The 14,650-nt window shown below is 65.1% G+C and carries 15 protein-coding genes; 10 read left to right on the forward strand and 5 right to left on the reverse strand.

The window, feature by feature from the left end; translation table 11 throughout:
- Window positions 1–189: 189 nt before the first annotated feature.
- Complete coding sequence (gene trxB / locus ACSQ9E_RS02685; protein WP_057201988.1) at window positions 190–1,143, reverse strand: thioredoxin-disulfide reductase; 954 nt, start codon at window positions 1,141–1,143, stop codon at window positions 190–192.
- A 214-nt stretch (window positions 1,144–1,357) separates the two neighbouring features.
- Here trxB and ACSQ9E_RS02690 point away from each other — a divergent pair, with 214 nt between their 5' ends.
- From ACSQ9E_RS02690 to lolA, 3 genes are all read left to right on the forward strand, one after another.
- The gene (locus ACSQ9E_RS02690) at window positions 1,358–2,035 is read left to right on the forward strand and encodes a Crp/Fnr family transcriptional regulator (protein WP_057201989.1); all 678 of its coding nucleotides are present in this window, start codon (window positions 1,358–1,360) and stop codon (window positions 2,033–2,035) included.
- A gap of 51 nt (window positions 2,036–2,086) precedes the next feature.
- Complete coding sequence (locus tag ACSQ9E_RS02695) at window positions 2,087–4,423, forward strand: DNA translocase FtsK (RefSeq protein ID WP_057201990.1); 2,337 nt, start codon at window positions 2,087–2,089, stop codon at window positions 4,421–4,423.
- 63 nt (window positions 4,424–4,486) lie between these two features.
- On the forward strand, window positions 4,487–5,119 hold the full coding sequence (lolA, locus tag ACSQ9E_RS02700) for an outer membrane lipoprotein chaperone LolA (RefSeq protein ID WP_436216830.1): 633 nt from the start codon (window positions 4,487–4,489) through the stop codon (window positions 5,117–5,119).
- Window positions 5,120–5,140: 21 nt separating this feature from the next.
- Here the strand turns inward: lolA and ACSQ9E_RS02705 are convergent, their stop codons facing one another.
- Window positions 5,141–5,497 carry a hypothetical protein gene (locus ACSQ9E_RS02705; protein ID WP_436216831.1) on the reverse strand — a complete coding sequence of 119 codons (357 nt, stop codon included), beginning with the start codon at window positions 5,495–5,497 and terminating at the stop codon, window positions 5,141–5,143.
- Between the two features lie 204 nt (window positions 5,498–5,701).
- Here ACSQ9E_RS02705 and ACSQ9E_RS02710 point away from each other — a divergent pair, with 204 nt between their 5' ends.
- The 5 genes from ACSQ9E_RS02710 (at window position 5,702) to ACSQ9E_RS02730 (ending at window position 10,908) form a co-directional block, all read left to right on the forward strand.
- Window positions 5,702–7,039 (forward strand): replication-associated recombination protein A, encoded by a 1,338-nt coding sequence (locus ACSQ9E_RS02710; protein WP_057201993.1) that lies wholly within the window; start codon window positions 5,702–5,704, stop codon window positions 7,037–7,039.
- Window positions 7,040–7,355: 316 nt separating this feature from the next.
- A complete protein-coding gene (locus tag ACSQ9E_RS02715) occupies window positions 7,356–8,285 on the forward strand; it encodes a branched-chain amino acid ABC transporter permease (protein ID WP_057201994.1) in 930 nt (309 codons plus the stop codon).
- Between the two features lie 9 nt (window positions 8,286–8,294).
- Window positions 8,295–9,374, forward strand: coding sequence for an ABC transporter permease subunit (locus tag ACSQ9E_RS02720; protein ID WP_436216832.1), 1,080 nt, complete (start codon window positions 8,295–8,297; stop codon window positions 9,372–9,374).
- Between the two features lie 20 nt (window positions 9,375–9,394).
- Window positions 9,395–10,177, forward strand: coding sequence for an ABC transporter ATP-binding protein (locus ACSQ9E_RS02725; RefSeq protein WP_057201996.1), 783 nt, complete (start codon window positions 9,395–9,397; stop codon window positions 10,175–10,177).
- A 2-nt stretch (window positions 10,178–10,179) separates the two neighbouring features.
- Window positions 10,180–10,908 (forward strand): ABC transporter ATP-binding protein, encoded by a 729-nt coding sequence (locus ACSQ9E_RS02730; RefSeq protein ID WP_057201997.1) that lies wholly within the window; start codon window positions 10,180–10,182, stop codon window positions 10,906–10,908.
- A 79-nt stretch (window positions 10,909–10,987) separates the two neighbouring features.
- Here ACSQ9E_RS02730 and ACSQ9E_RS02735 read toward each other — a convergent pair whose 3' ends face one another.
- On the reverse strand, window positions 10,988–11,596 hold the full coding sequence (locus tag ACSQ9E_RS02735) for an outer membrane beta-barrel protein (protein ID WP_057201998.1): 609 nt from the start codon (window positions 11,594–11,596) through the stop codon (window positions 10,988–10,990).
- Between the two features lie 282 nt (window positions 11,597–11,878).
- Here ACSQ9E_RS02735 and ACSQ9E_RS02740 point away from each other — a divergent pair, with 282 nt between their 5' ends.
- Both ACSQ9E_RS02740 and ACSQ9E_RS02745 read left to right on the forward strand, forming a co-directional pair.
- Window positions 11,879–12,526: a DUF47 domain-containing protein gene (locus ACSQ9E_RS02740; RefSeq protein WP_057201999.1), complete on the forward strand. Its 648-nt coding sequence runs from the start codon at window positions 11,879–11,881 to the stop codon at window positions 12,524–12,526.
- Window positions 12,527–12,544: 18 nt separating this feature from the next.
- On the forward strand, window positions 12,545–13,555 hold the full coding sequence (locus ACSQ9E_RS02745; protein ID WP_057202000.1) for an inorganic phosphate transporter: 1,011 nt from the start codon (window positions 12,545–12,547) through the stop codon (window positions 13,553–13,555).
- Between the two features lie 73 nt (window positions 13,556–13,628).
- Here the strand turns inward: ACSQ9E_RS02745 and ACSQ9E_RS02750 are convergent, their stop codons facing one another.
- Entirely contained in the window at window positions 13,629–14,075 is a 447-nt protein-coding gene (locus ACSQ9E_RS02750) for a TM2 domain-containing protein (RefSeq protein WP_057202001.1), read from the reverse strand.
- A 7-nt stretch (window positions 14,076–14,082) separates the two neighbouring features.
- Entirely contained in the window at window positions 14,083–14,604 is a 522-nt protein-coding gene (locus tag ACSQ9E_RS02755) for a GNAT family N-acetyltransferase (RefSeq protein ID WP_057202002.1), read from the reverse strand.
- Window positions 14,605–14,650 lie beyond the last annotated feature (46 nt).

The raw sequence follows: 14,650 nt of genomic DNA on the forward strand, positions 1-14,650 counted from the left end.
AAGCACAGCTTGCGGCCTCACCTCGCCAGAAAGGGTGGCGGTAACCCCGGGCAGACCGATGTGGCCGGCCCGATTTGATTTTTGCCTGCAGAAAAAGCGGGTACGCAAATACCCGCCTGAATTCAGGAAAGCCTCGGATTATAGCGGCCCGCGCGCCGGGGCGTCAAATTGCGTCCCGGGTGGCGGTTTTCAGTCCTGCTGTTCGAGAAAGCGCTGGGCGTCGAGCGCGGCCATGCAGCCCGTGCCGGCGCTGGTGATGGCCTGGCGGTACACATGGTCTGCCACATCGCCGGCCGCGAAGACGCCCGGCACGCTGGTCTGCGTGGCAAAGCCCTTGAGCCCGCCCTGCGTGATGATGTAGCCGCCTTCCATCTCCAGCTGGCCCTGGAAGATGTCGGTGTTGGGCGAGTGGCCGATGGCGATGAAGCAGCCGTGCAGCGTGATGTCCTCGGTGCTGCCGTCCTTGGTGCTCTTGATGCGGATTCCGGTCACGCCGGTGGCGTCGCCCAGCACCTCGTCCAGCGTGTTGAACAGCTTGAGCTCGATCTTGCCGGCGGCGACCTTCTCGTTGAGCTTGTCCACCAGGATGGGCTCGGCCTTGAACTTGTCGCGGCGGTGCACCACGGTGACCTTGCTGGCGATGTTGGAAAGATACAACGCTTCTTCGACGGCCGTGTTGCCGCCGCCGACCACGGCCACGGGCTTGTCGCGGTAGAAGAAACCATCGCAGGTGGCGCAGCCCGACACACCCCGGCCCATGAAGGCTTCTTCGGAGGGCAGGCCCAGGTACTTGGCCGAAGCGCCGGTCGCCAGGATCAGCGCGTCGCAGGTGTAGGTGCCGCTGTCACCGGTGAGGGTGAACGGGCGCTTGCTGAAGTCGACCTTGTTGATGTGGTCGAAGATGATCTGCGTCTTGAAGCGCTCGGCATGCTCCAGAAAGCGCTGCATCAACTCCGGACCCTGCACGCCATGCACGTCGGCGGGCCAGTTGTCGACCTCCGTCGTGGTCATCAGCTGGCCACCCTGGGACATGCCGGTGATCAGCACCGGATTGAGGTTGGCACGGGCGGCGTAGACCGCTGCGCTGTAGCCGGCCGGGCCGGAGCCGAGGATCAGAACTTTCGCGTGTTGGGTGGTAGACATGGTAAAAGCCTGTGTTTTGCGCCCGCTGCACGGGGCGCTGTTGGGAAAGCTGGGGGGCAGGGCGCCAAGTATCAACTGCGCACGGTCTTCACACGCGGGCCCATTTTCAATCACGGCGATTGTAAGAACCCATCAGGGAGTGCGATGGCGCGCCCCTGTGATAACCCCGCTGCGGCACCGGTGGAGCCGCGCCTTTTTGAGAGGAGAAGTTTCCATGTCAACGATGTTGTCCAACCTGGACCTGCTGCGCCGGGTACCGCTGTTCTCGCTGCTCACCGTGGCACAGGCCGAGGTGATCAGTGGCGCCGTGGTCAAGAAGCGCTTCAAGCGCGGGGAGGCGCTGGTCGAGCAGGGGCAAAAATCCAACGCACTGTTCATCCTGCTCACCGGGCGGGCGCGCGTGCTGACGACCGACAGCCGGGGCCGCGAGGTGATCCTGGCCAACCTGGCGCAGGGCGACTACCTGGGCGAGATGAGCATCATCGACAACGAGCCGCACTCCGCCACGGTACGCGCCGAGGTGCAGACCGACGTGCTGATGCTCGGGCGCACGGAGTTCGCGCGCTGCCTGACCGAGAACGCCTCCATGTCGCTGGTGGTCATGCGCGGCCTGGTCAAGCGCCTGCGCCATGCCGACCGCAAGATCGAATCCCTGGCCCTGCTGGACGTATACGGCCGCGTGGCCCATGCGCTGCTGGATTTCGCGGTCACCGATGCCCAGGGCCAGCGCATCATCCGAGACAAGATATCGCGCCAGGACCTGGCCAAGATGGTCGGCGCCTCGCGCGAGATGGTCAGCCGGGTCATGAAGGACCTGGAGGAGCGCGGCTTCATCGAGGTGCTGCCCACCGGCGCTACCGTGCTCAAGGACCGCCTGGACGCGCTGGGCTGATCCTGCGCGCCGGTTCCGGGCGGTGCTTGGGGTAAGCTTGCCCGGCTCCTTATGACCTATTCACTCAATACCCTGAACGCATCGTCCGCCGCGAAGTCGCCGCCCCGCACGGGAGCGGCCCGCTTCGGGCATGAAATCGGCCTGGTGCTGGGCCTGCTGGCCCTGGTTTTCTGGCTGCTGGCGCTGGTCAGCTACTCGGCGCAGGATGCCGCCTGGTCGTCCTCGGGGCCCTCGGACTCGCGTGCCGTGCTCAACTGGGCCGGGCGCATCGGTGCCTGGCTGGCCGACGGCAGCTACTTCGCCCTGGGTTTCTCCGTCTGGTGGTGCGTGGCGGCGGGCGTGCGCTCGTGGCTGTCGTCCCTGGCACGCTGGATGCGCGGCGGCGAGGTGCTGCCTGGCGCCGTGAGCCCCATGGCGCGCCGCGGCCTGTTCTGGGGTGGGTTGGTGGTGCTGATGTGTGCCAGCACCGCGCTCGAATGGTCGCGCCTGTACCGCTTCGAATCGCTGCTGCCTGGCCATGCTGGCGGGGTGCTCGGCTTCCTCACGGGGCCGGCCAGCGTCAAGTGGCTGGGCTTCACGGGGTCGGCCCTGCTGTGCATCGTGCTCGCCGTGCTGGGCGCGGCGCTGGTGTTCCGTTTCTCCTGGGGCCATGTGGCCGAGGTGCTGGGCGGGCGCATCGATGCGCTGGTGCAGTCGCGCCGCACGCAGCGCGAGGTGGCCAAGGACGTGGCCGTGGGCCGCAAGGCCGCGCGTGAGCGCGCCGTGGTGGTGCTGGAAGAGAAGACCGAGAGCGAGGAGCACCACCCCCAACCGGTGCAGATCATCGAGCCTATCCTGGTCGACCCGCCGCTTAGCGCCCGCGTGGTCAAGGAGCGGCAAAAGCCCCTGTTCACCGAGATGCCCGACAGCAAACTGCCGATGGTGGACCTGCTCGATGGTCCGCTGCAGCGCCAGGAGACGGTAGCGCCCGAGACGCTGGAGATGACCAGCCGCCTGATCGAGAAGAAGCTCAAGGATTTCGGCGTGGAGGTGCGCGTGGTGGCGGCCATGCCCGGCCCAGTGATCACGCGCTACGAGATCGAGCCCGCCACGGGCGTGAAGGGCTCGCAGATCGTGGGCCTGGCCAAGGACCTGGCGCGCTCGCTGAGCCTGGTGTCCATCCGCGTGGTGGAGACCATCCCCGGCAAGAACTTCATGGCGCTGGAACTGCCCAATGCCAAGCGCCAGTCGATCCGCTTGTCCGAGATTCTGGGCTCGCAGGTCTACCACGAGGCCAAGAGCATGCTCACCATGGGCCTGGGCAAGGACATCGTGGGCAACCCGGTGGTGGCCGACCTGGCGAAGATGCCGCACGTGCTGGTGGCCGGTACCACGGGCTCGGGCAAGTCGGTGGGGATCAACGCCATGATCCTCTCGCTGCTGTACAAGGCCGAGGCGCGCGACGTGCGCCTCCTGATGATCGACCCGAAGATGCTGGAAATGTCGGTCTACGAGGGCATTCCGCATCTGCTGGCCCCCGTGGTCACCGACATGAAGCAGGCCGCCAACGGCCTGAACTGGTGCGTGGCCGAGATGGAGCGCCGCTACAAGCTCATGAGCAAGCTCGGGGTGCGCAACCTGGCCGGCTACAACGTCAAGATCGACGAGGCCAAGGCGCGCGAGGAGTTCATCTACAACCCCTTCAGCCTCACGCCCGAGGAGCCCGAGCCGCTGCAGCGCCTGCCGCACATCGTGGTGGTCATCGACGAACTGGCCGACCTGATGATGGTGGTGGGCAAGAAGATCGAAGAATTGATCGCGCGCCTGGCGCAGAAGGCGCGTGCCGCCGGTATCCACCTGATCCTGGCCACGCAGCGCCCCAGCGTGGACGTGATCACCGGCCTGATCAAGGCCAACATCCCGACCCGCATCGCCTTCCAGGTCAGCAGCAAGATCGACAGCCGCACCATCCTCGATCAGATGGGCGCCGAGGCCCTGCTGGGCATGGGCGACATGCTCTACATGGCCAGCGGCACCGGGCTGCCGATCCGCGTGCATGGCGCCTTCGTCTCGGACGAGGAAGTCCACCGTGTCGTCCATTACCTCAAGGAACAAGGGGAGCCGGACTACATAGAGGGGGTGCTGGAAGGCGGAACTGTGGACGGCGACGGGGATCTGTCAGGGGAGGGCGGTGGCGGTGAAGGGGGTGAAAAAGACCCCATGTACGACCAGGCCGTGGAAGTGGTCCTCAAGGACCGCAAGGCCAGCATCTCCTACGTGCAACGCAAGCTGCGCATCGGCTACAACCGGTCGGCGCGCCTGCTGGAGGACATGGAGAAGGCGGGCCTGGTCAGCGGCCTGACCACCAGCGGCCAGCGCGAAGTGCTGGTGCCCGCGCGCCCCGAGTAAGCGGCGCACCGGTTGCGCAACAGGCGTTGGGTAGCCGGCAACCCCCACAGACAGGAGCTTTTGTTGAAAAAAATTGTGACAGCCATCGTGATCGCCGCCAGTGCCCAGTGGGCCAGCGCGGACGGACTCAAGAGCCTGGAAGCGTTCATGAAGAGCACCCAGACGGGCCGTGCCGATTTCACCCAGGTGGTGACCTCGCCGCCCAAGGAGGGGCAAACGGCGCGCACCAAGAACTCCAGCGGCTCGTTCGAGTTCCAGCGCCCCGGGCGCTTCAAGTTCGTCTACAAGAAGCCGTTCGAGCAGACCATCGTGGCCGATGGGCAGACCCTGTGGCTGCACGACGTGGACCTGAATCAGGTCACACAGCGCGCACAGGCACAGGCCCTGGGCACCACGCCGGCTGCGCTGCTGGCGTCGGCGCCCGACCTGTCGGCGCTCAAGGCGGATTTCACCCTGGAGTCGGCGCCCGAGGCCGATGGCCTGCAGTGGGTGCTGGCACGCCCCAAGGCCAAGGACGGCCAGCTGCAGAGCGTGCGCGTGGGCTTTGCGGGCGAGCAGCTCGCGGCCTTGGATATCCTGGACAGCTTCGGCCAGCGCTCGGCCATCCGCTTCACGGGCATGCAGGCCAATGCGGCGCTGCCAGCCGGCACCTTCCAGTTCAAGCCGCCCGCCGGGGCTGACGTGGTCAAGCAGTAAATCCGCGGGTGGCGGGGGCGCCTATTTCTTCTGGATGACGCCGCGCGCGTAGCCCCCATGGGCGGAGGGCAGCACCATGCAGATCATGGCGCGGCCCTGCTGCTTGTCGAGCTGCTGCACCACCTTGTGCTGGTCGTCGTAGTCCTCGCCCGCGCGCAGGTCTGCTGCCGTCTTCTTGATGCGCTTGAGCAACTCTTGCACCTTGTCGTCGTTGATGGCGAGGTTCGGGCAGTTCTTGGCCGCGAAATCGGCCGACGCGAGGGCCGAGCCCAGTTGTGCCTCAATGGCCTCGGCTTCGGTTACGTCGGCATGGGCGGTGCTGCACAGCAGGGCGGCGCTCAGGAGCAGGGGCAGGGTGCAAAAAGAGACTGGTTTCATGGGTCAGGGGATCCAGGTGCAGGAGCAAGAATGGGAATGGGGTTGTGCTCCGCCCCGAAAAGCGCTTGTTTATAAGCGATGGGCATGGGGTGAGCGTTCCATGTGCCCCAGCGTCATCGTTACAAAATGCAGCGGCCGCTGCCTGTGTTGGAATCGGTGCATGCCGCAGGTTGCCATCCACACGGTCCCCGTTTCTTCGCCACCATGAGTACGTCCCGCAGTTCCCCTTCGCCATCCACCGCCGCCCACCAACCCCTGGCCGAGCGCCTGCGCCCGCGCACGCTGGGCGAAGTGATCGGGCAGCAGCAGGTGCTGGGGCCGGGCATGCCGCTGCGCCTGGCGTTCGAATCGGGCCGTCCGCACAGCTGCATCCTGTGGGGCCCGCCGGGCGTGGGCAAGACCACCATTGCGCGGCTCATGGCCGATGCCTTCGACGCGCAGTTCATCAGCATCAGTGCCGTGCTGGGCGGGGTCAAGGACATCCGCGAGGCGGTGGAGCGGGCCGAGCTGGCGCGTGACGGCCTCATGCAGCAGCGCACCATCGTCTTCGTCGATGAGGTGCACCGCTTTAACAAGAGCCAGCAGGACGCGTTTTTGCCGCATGTGGAAAGCGGCCTGTTCACCTTCATCGGCGCGACCACAGAGAACCCCTCGTTCGAGGTCAACTCTGCGCTGCTTTCGCGCGCCGCCGTGTACGTGCTGCAGCCCCTGTCGACCGAGGACCTGCAGCAGCTCGTGGCGCTGGCCCAGGCGCACAAGGCGCTGCCAGCCATCGAGCAGGACGCCATCGACCGCCTTGTGGCCTATGCCGACGGCGATGCCCGGCGCCTGCTCAACACGCTGGAAACGCTGGCCATGGCGGCGACGCAGGAGCAACTGGCCGAGATCACGGACGCCTGGCTGCTCAAGGTGCTGGGCGAGCGCATGCGCCGCTACGACAAGGGTGGCGAGCAGTTCTACGACACCATCAGCGCGCTGCACAAATCCGTGCGCGGCTCGGACCCCGATGCGGCGCTGTACTGGCTGGTGCGCATGCTCGATGGTGGTGCCGACCCGCGCTACATGGCCCGGCGCCTGGTGCGCATGGCCAGCGAGGACATCGGCCTGGCCGATCCGCGCGCTCTGCGCCTGGCGCTCGACGCGGCCGAGGTCTACGAACGCCTGGGCACGCCCGAGGGCGAGCTGGCCCTGGCCGAGTGCGTGGTCTACCTGGCCGTGGCGCCCAAGTCGAATGCCGTCTACAAGGCCTACAACGCCGCGCGCGCCTGGGTCAAGCAGGACGGGACGCGCCCGGTGCCCATGCACCTGCGCAATGCACCGACAAAGCTCATGAAGCAGCTCGACTACGGCAAAGGCTACCGCTACGCACACGACGAGGAAGGCGGGTTTGCCGCGGGCGAAAACTACCTGCCCGAGGGCATGCCAGCGCCTGGTTTCTACCAGCCGGTGGAACGCGGGCTCGAAATCAAGATCGCACAGAAATTGCGTGAGCTGCGCAATCGCAATACCGCCGCCGATGGCACCGACCTCCCCGAGGACTGATTGGCTACAGGAGAAACGGCGGAAAACCGGTGTTATGCCGATTTTGCATGATTCTGGTAATAAGTTTGCTCAGCAATATTCTTGCGTGTATCAAAAATACTTATGTGCCCGGCCCGTCACTGATGGATCCGCAACCCGAGGGAAAACCCCGCCAATCCTGAAGAGGGGCTGCTGACACTACTGGCTACAATCCCGTCCACAAACCCGCACAGCTGCATTTCTGGCGGGTTTTTTGCTAGATGGCAGTCGGGCCCACAAGGCTGTACCGATTCCGGTGCCTGCGCTTGGGGTGCGTTACAAACGAAGGACTTCTCTTATGGACATTTTGCTGCAACAGATCATCAACGGTCTGGTTCTCGGCAGCATGTACGCCTTGATAGCCTTGGGCTACACGATGGTGTACGGCATTATTCAACTGATCAACTTCGCCCACGGCGAGGTGCTCATGATCGGTGCACTCACCAGTTGGAGCTGTATCGGGTTAATGCAAGGGGCCATGCCTGGCGCGCCCGGCTGGCTCATCCTGCTGCTGGCCACCATCATCGCGTGCGTGGTCGCTGCCACCCTGAATTTCGTGATCGAGAAGGTCGCCTACCGGCCACTGCGCAGCAGCCCGCGCCTGGCGCCCCTGATCACCGCCATCGGCATGTCCATCCTGCTGCAGACGCTGGCCATGATCATCTGGAAGCCCAACTACAAGCCGTACCCGACGATGCTGCCCAGCACGCCGTTTGAGGTCGGTGGCGCTTACATCACCCCCACCCAGATCCTGATCCTGGGCGTGACCGCAGTGGCGCTGGCCTCGCTGATGTACCTGGTGAACCACACCAACCTGGGCCGCGCGATGCGTGCCACGGCAGAGAACCCCCGCGTGGCTTCGCTGATGGGCGTCAAGCCCGACATGGTGATCTCGGCCACCTTCATCATCGGTGCCATCCTGGCGGCCATCGCCGGCATCATGTACGCCTCCAACTACGGCACGGCGCAGCACACCATGGGCTTCCTGCCCGGACTCAAGGCCTTCACGGCCGCCGTGTTCGGCGGCATCGGCAACCTGGCCGGCGCGGTGGTCGGCGGCATCCTGCTGGGCCTGATCGAGGCCATCGGCTCGGGCTACATCGGCACCCTCACGGGTGGCCTGCTGGGCAGCCACTACACCGACATCTTTGCTTTCATCGTGCTGATCATCATCCTCACGCTGCGCCCCTCGGGCCTGCTGGGCGAGCGTGTGGCCGACCGAGCCTGAGGACCTGTCATGAAAAACAACAACCTTGCCAAATGGGTCATGGGCGGCATCGCGCTGCTGATTCTCCCGCTCATCCTCCAGTACTTCGGCAACGCCTGGGTGCGCATCGCCGACCTGGCCCTGCTGTACGTGATGCTGGCCCTGGGCCTGAACATCGTGGTCGGCTACGCCGGCCTGCTCGACCTCGGCTATGTGGCGTTCTATGCCGTGGGTGCCTACCTGTTCGCGCTGATGGCATCGCCCCATCTGGCCGATACCTTCACCGCGTTTGCCGCCATGTTCCCCAATGGGCTGCACACCTCGCTGTGGGTGGTGATACCGTTGGCGGCACTGATTGCAGCGCTCTTCGGGGCGGTGCTCGGGGCGCCGACGCTCAAGCTGCGCGGCGACTACCTGGCCATCGTGACACTGGGCTTCGGTGAGATCATCCGCATCTTCCTGAACAACCTGGACCACCCTGTCAACCTGACCAACGGCCCCAAGGGCCTGGGGCAGATCGACTCGGTCAAGATCTTCGGCCTGGATCTGGGCAAGCGGCTGGAGCTGTTTGGCTTCGACATCAACTCCGTCACGCTGTACTACTACCTGTTCCTGGTGCTGGTGATCATCAGCGTCATCATCTGCTACCGCCTGCAGGACTCGCGCATCGGCCGCGCCTGGATGGCCATCCGCGAAGATGAAATCGCTGCCAAGGCCATGGGCATCAACACCCGCAACCTCAAGCTGCTGGCCTTCGGCATGGGCGCTTCGTTCGGCGGCGTCTCGGGTGCCATGTTCGGTGCCTTCCAGGGCTTCGTCTCGCCCGAGTCCTTCAGCCTGATGGAGTCGGTCATGATCGTCGCCATGGTGGTGCTCGGCGGCATCGGCCACATCCCGGGCGTGATCCTGGGCGCCGTGCTGCTGTCGGCCCTGCCCGAAGTGCTGCGCTACGTGGCCGGCCCGCTGCAGGCCATGACCGATGGCCGCCTCGATTCCGCCATCCTGCGCCAGTTCCTGATTGCCGTGGCCATGATCGTCATCATGCTGATGCGCCCCCGTGGTCTGTGGCCTGCGCCCGACCATGGCAAGAGCCTCACGCAGAAGTCCTGAACACCACCGAAAGTTAGAACATGGCAGAGAAATCCAACGAAGTGGTGCTGAAGGTTGCCGGCATATCCAAGCGCTTTGGCGGCTTGCAGGCCCTCTCCGACGTCGGCATCACGATTGAACGCGGCCAGGTTTACGGCCTGATCGGTCCCAACGGCGCTGGCAAGACCACGTTTTTCAACGTGATCACCGGCCTGTACACCCCCGACGCCGGCACGTTCGAACTCGCAGGCAAGCCCTACGAGCCGACAGCCGTGCATGAGGTGGCGAAGGCCGGCATTGCCCGTACCTTCCAGAACATCCGCCTGTTTGCGGAGATGACGGCGCTAGAGAACGTGATGGTGGGCCGCCACATCCGTACCAAGTCCGGCCTGCTGGGCGCGATACTGCGCACCAAGAGCTTCAAGGCAGAGGAGCTGGCCATCGCCAAGCGCGCGCAGGAACTGCTCGACTACGTGGGCATCGGCAAGTTCGCCGACTACAAGGCGCGCACCCTGAGCTACGGCGACCAGCGCCGCCTGGAGATCGCCCGCGCCCTGGCCACCGATCCCCAGCTGATCGCGCTGGACGAGCCCGCTGCCGGCATGAACGCGACCGAGAAGGTGCAGTTGCGCGAATTGATCGACCGCATCCGCAACGACAACCGCACCATCCTGCTCATCGAGCATGACGTGAAGCTGGTGATGGGCCTGTGCGACCGCGTGACGGTGCTCGACTACGGCAAGCAGATCGCCGAAGGCACGCCTGCCACCGTGCAGAAGAACGAAAAAGTGATTGAGGCCTATCTGGGCACCGGAGGACATTGAGAATGGCCGAAAAATCCAACAAGGTACTGCTGCAGATCAAGGGCCTGAAGGTGGGCTATGGCGGTATCCAGGCCGTCAAGGGCGTGGACTTCGAAGTGCGCGAAGGCGAGCTGGTCTCGCTCATCGGCTCCAACGGTGCCGGCAAGACCACCACCATGAAGGCCATCACAGGCACGCTGCCCATGGGCGATGGCGACATCGAGTACCTGGGCAAGAGCATCAAGGGCAAGGGCGCCTGGGACCTGGTCAAGGACGGCCTGGTCATGGTGCCGGAAGGGCGCGGCGTGTTCGCGCGCATGACCATCACCGAGAACCTGCAGATGGGTGCCTACATCCGCAAGGACAAGGCGGGCATCCTGGCCGACATCGAGAAGATGTTCACCATCTTCCCGCGCCTGCGCGAGCGCAAGGACCAGCTGGCCGGCACCATGTCAGGCGGTGAGCAGCAGATGCTGGCCATGGGCCGCGCGCTGATGAGCCAGCCCAAGGTGCTGCTGCTGGACGAGCCCTCGATGGGCCTGTCACCCATCATGGTGGACAAGATCTTCGAGGTCGTGCGCGATGTGTACGCCCTGGGGGTGACCATCCTGCTGGTGGAGCAGAACGCCAGCCGCGCGCTGGCCATTGCCGACCGCGGTTATGTGATGGAGTCGGGCCTGATCACCATGACCGGGCCGGGCCAGGAGCTGCTGAGCGACCCCAAGGTGCGTGCCGCCTACCTGGGCGAGTAAGGGCTTGCCTGCGCCAGCAAAATGCCGTCCCTCGGGACGGCATTTTTCATGGAGAGGACGCAAGTCCTCCCGTTGCAGGTCAGTACTTGTACTGCACGCCCAGCGTCGTCATCTTCACGCCCGAGTTCTCATCCGAGAAGTGGAACTTGTGGCGCTCCCACTCCACCACGGCGGCCCATTGCTGGTTGAAGTTCCAGCGTGCGCCCACGCCGTAGGACAGCCCGAAGCCGCTGTCCTTGCCCGTGGCCACGCCCAGGCCCGAAAAGCCCGAAGTGCGCGTGCGGCCATAGGTGGTACCTACCTTGCCGAACAGGTCGAACTGCTCGTTCAGCGGGGCGCGCCCGATCAGGCTCAGGTTGACGCCCTCGGCCTTGGTGGTGCCGCCCAGGCGGTGGGCCTTGCCGGCATTCAGGTAGCTCAGCTCCACGCCGGCATTGGGGTGGAAATAGCCGCCGGTGGAGAGTTTCCAGGCCGAGTCGGAGTCATCGAAGCCCAGGCCGGTGCCGGGTGGACCGGCATTGAGGTCGTAGTTGGACCGGCCGCCGCTCAGGCCGAAGTAGCCTTGCTGCGTATAAGGAATGAAGGAATCGCGCTGCTTGGGCGAAGCGCTGCTGGTCTGTGCCTGCACGCCCGTGGCGGCGCAGGCGGCTGCAACCAGCCAGGGGATCAGGCGGAACGAGGATGGCATGGAAGGTGTCCTTGGAACGTGGGGAAATTCGGCGGGCAACGGATGCCCGCGGGGCGAACGCCCAATCTAAGGTGCTGCACCGACGCTTGCTGTAGGACGGAGGGTCCCCGGCGGGTAGGCCCGGCCCGGGGATCCCGGCCCGGGCGAAGCCGCTGCCATCGACCCTGGGCCTGGTTGCAACGGCCCGGCGGTTAAACTCCCGGCAGTCACGTTGGCGTCATGGTTTTGTCATGGCACCGTCATTTTCAAGAAATCCGACCCCCCGTTCCAGGAGCCTCCCCCATGCTGTTTGCCAAGCTGTTGCCACGCGAAGGCAATTTTTTCGAAATGTTCAACCAGCATGCGGACCGCATCGTGGAAGCGGCCCGCGCTTTTTCGCAACTGGTGGCCAACTACAACGATCCCCACCTGCGTGACAAGTACAACCAGGACGTGGACAACGCCGAGCGCGCTGCCGACCGCGTGACGCACGAGGTCAACAAGGCCATCCACAAGACCTTCATCACCCCCATCGACCGTGAGCAGATCCACACGCTCATCAACACCATGGACGATGTGGCCGATCTGATCCAGGACTCGGCGGAAACCATGGCGCTGTACGACGTGCGCCACATGACGGACGAGATCACGCGCCTCACCGACCTGAGCCTCAAGTGCTGCGAGCGCTTGCGCGACGCCGTCAAGCTGCTCGACAAGATCGCCGACCCTGCCGTGGCCGAGGCCGCCCTCAAGACCTGCGAGGAGATCGACAAGCTCGAATCCGACGCCGACCGCGTGATGCGCAGCGCCATGAGCAAGCTGTTCCGCGAGGAGCCCGATGTGCGCGAAGTGATCAAGCTCAAGGCCATCTACGAGCTCCTGGAAACCATCACCGACAAGTGCGAGGACGTGGCCAACTGCATCGAGGGCATCGTCCTCGAGAACTCCTGATCGGCAGGGCCCAGCAGCATGGAAACCGTACAAGCAGCCCTGTGGGTTGTCGTTCTGCTCGTGGCGCTTGCGATCCTGTTCGACTTCATGAACGGGTTCCACGACGCCGCCAACTCGATTGCCACGGTGGTCTCCACCGGCGTGCTCAAGCCCGCGCAGGCGGTGCTGTTCGCGGCATTCTTCAATTTTGTGGCCATCTTCGTGTTCCACCTGAGCGTGGCCGCCACGGTGGGCAAGGGCATCGTGCAGCCCGGCATCGTGGACACGCACGTGGTGTTCGGCGCCCTGGTGGGCGCCATCACCTGGAACGTGATCACCTGGTACTACGGCATCCCCAGCAGCTCCTCGCATGCGCTGATCGGCGGCATCGTGGGCGCGGTGATCGCCAAGGCTGGCGCGGGCGCGTTGATCTCGGCCGGCATCCTGAAAACCGTGGCCTTCATCTTCGTCTCGCCGCTGCTGGGCTTTCTGCTCGGCTCGCTGATGATGGTGGCCGTGGCCTGGATCTTCCGGCGCGCCAGGCCGAGCAAGGTGGACAAGTGGTTCCGGCGGCTGCAGCTCGTTTCCGCAGGCGCCTACAGCCTGGGCCACGGCGGCAATGATGCGCAGAAGACCATCGGCATCATCTGGCTGCTGCTGATCGCCACGGGCTACGCTTCGGCCAGCGACGCATCGCCGCCCACCTGGACCATCGTGAGCTGCTATGTGGCCATTGGCCTCGGGACCATGTTCGGTGGCTGGCGCATCGTCAAGACCATGGGCCAGAAGATCACCAAGCTCAAGCCCGTGGGCGGCTTCTGTGCCGAAACGGGCGGGGCGATCACGCTGTTCCTGGCCACCACGCTGGGCATCCCGGTCTCCACCACGCACACCATCACCGGTGCCATCGTGGGCGTGGGCTCCACCCAGCGCGCCAGCGCCGTGCGCTGGGGCGTGGCCGGCAACATCGTCTGGGCCTGGGTGCTCACCATCCCGGCCAGCGCCTTTGTGGCGGCCATTGCCTACTGGGTGAGCCTGCAGTTGTTCTGAGTGCTCTGCAGCTCCATGAAGAAAGCCCTCCGGGAACTGTTTCCCGGAGGGCTTTTTGCGTTGTGGCGGATGCCTATTGCGAAATCTTGCGCGCTTCCTCGATCTGGTACTCGAAATAGCGCTGGAAGCTGAACGCCAGGCTGGCCATCAGCACCGTGGTGCCCATCAGCAGGGCCAGGACGATGGCGCCGATGGTGATCCACTGCGTCTGGCCGGCGGGCGCTTCCACCGGGGCGCTGGGGTTGTAGCGGGCATTCCAGCGTTCGGGCGTCATCAGGCCGTACAGGATGGCGCGCAGGGCGCAACCCGCGATCGTGAACCCCAGCAGGGGGATCAGGATCCAGCTGTAATGGTCGTCCTGCCCCAGTTGCTGCACGCGCTGGATGCCGTAGATCCCCAGTGCCGTGGGGATGGGCAGCAGCCAGCCCAGCATGTCCCCCATGCCGTGCAGGTAAAAGCGGTGCAGGCCCAGCGGGCCGCCCAGGAAGGCCAGCCAGGCAGCCAGTGTTTTGTTTTTCATGGGGGGATTATTCAGGCGAAGTGGTGTCGCCCGCGCCCAGGGTCTTTTCCATGAGCACGATGTCGCGCCAGGCGCCGAATTTCCAGCCCATGGAGCGCATCACGCCCACGTCGGTGAAGCCCACGGCGCGGTGCACGCCGATGGAGCCGGCGTTGGCCGAATCGCCGATCACCGCCAGCAGCTTGCGCACGCCGGCCGCCTCGGCCTGCACCATCAGTTCGGCCAGCAGTTGCCGGCCCAGGCCCATGCCGCGGGCGCTGTCGGCCACGTAGATCGAGTCTTCGGCCGAGAAGCGGTAGGCCGGGCGCGGCTTGAACCAGTTGGCGTAGGCAAAGCCCAGCACCTGGCCGTCCTGCTCGGCGACCAGCCAGGGCAGGCCCCGGCCCAGCACGTCGGCGCGGCGGCCGGCCATGTCGGTTTCGGTGGGGGGATCGATCTCGAAAGTACCCGTGCCGTGGAGCACATGGTGGGCGTAGATGGCGGTGATCGCGGGCAGGTCAGCGTCGGTGCTTGGACGAATAATGGGCATGGAATGGGGAATTGGATATAATCGCGGGCTTTGCAGCGTGTCGCTG

This window comes from Acidovorax sp. LjRoot118, assembly GCF_964253575.1.
Classification (GTDB): domain Bacteria; phylum Pseudomonadota; class Gammaproteobacteria; order Burkholderiales; family Burkholderiaceae_C; genus Acidovorax.